General features: G+C 62.4%; 1 protein-coding gene. It reads left to right on the top strand.

The window, feature by feature from the left end:
• Window positions 1–14: 14 nt before the first annotated feature.
• On the top strand, window positions 15–798 hold a 784-nt coding region (locus E1958_RS19650), incomplete at its 3' end, for a DDE-type integrase/transposase/recombinase (protein ID WP_133513374.1).

Consider the following 798-nt stretch of genomic DNA (forward strand, 5'->3'; position numbering starts at 1 on the left):
GCGGAGAACGCGCAATGAACATCCACCTGCATGCCAATGCGACCACGACCCCGAAGACCCGCCAGTACATTCAGGCGTCCAACCAATCCGTCACGCAGCTGGCCGATGAGCTGGGCGTGAGCGAGGATACCGTTCGCCGCTGGAAGCAGCGTGACGGGGTTGCCGATGGCTCCCACACGCCCCACCGCTTGCAGACCACCCTTACCCCGGCCCAGGAAGCCGTGGTCGTAGAGCTGCGCAAGACCTTGCTTCTGCCGCTGGATGACCTGCTGGTGGTCGCCCGTGAGTTCATCCACCCCGACCTCTCGCGCTCCAGCCTAGATCGCTGTCTGCGCCGTCACGGGGTTTCCAACCTCAAGGCGCTGCTGCCCAAGGAGGAAGGCCCCAACACACCGGTGAAAACCTTCAAGGCGTATGCGCCGGGCTTTGTGCATGTCGATGTCAAGTACCTGCCGCAGCTGCCGGACCAGGACCAACGAACCTACCTGTTCGCAGCCATTGATCGTGCGACGCGCTGGGTTTATGTTGAAATCCTTAAGGACAAGTCAGCAACCTCTGCCAGCGGCTTCCTCACGCGCCTGATCGAGCAGGCGCCGTTCACCATCACCAAGCTCCTCACCGATAACGGCAAGGAATTTACCGATCGCTTCTGCGCCACCGGCGAACGCCAGCCGACCGGTGCCCACGCCGTCGATCGGGTTTGCACCGCCAACCGTATCGAGCATCGCCTGATCAAACCCCGACGACCCCAAACCAATGGCCTGGTCGAACGCTTCAATGGCCGCATCGCCGACGTGC

Source organism: Candidatus Thiosymbion oneisti, from assembly GCF_004359955.1.
In the GTDB taxonomy this organism is placed as follows: Bacteria; Pseudomonadota; Gammaproteobacteria; order Chromatiales; family Chromatiaceae; genus Thiosymbion; species Thiosymbion oneisti.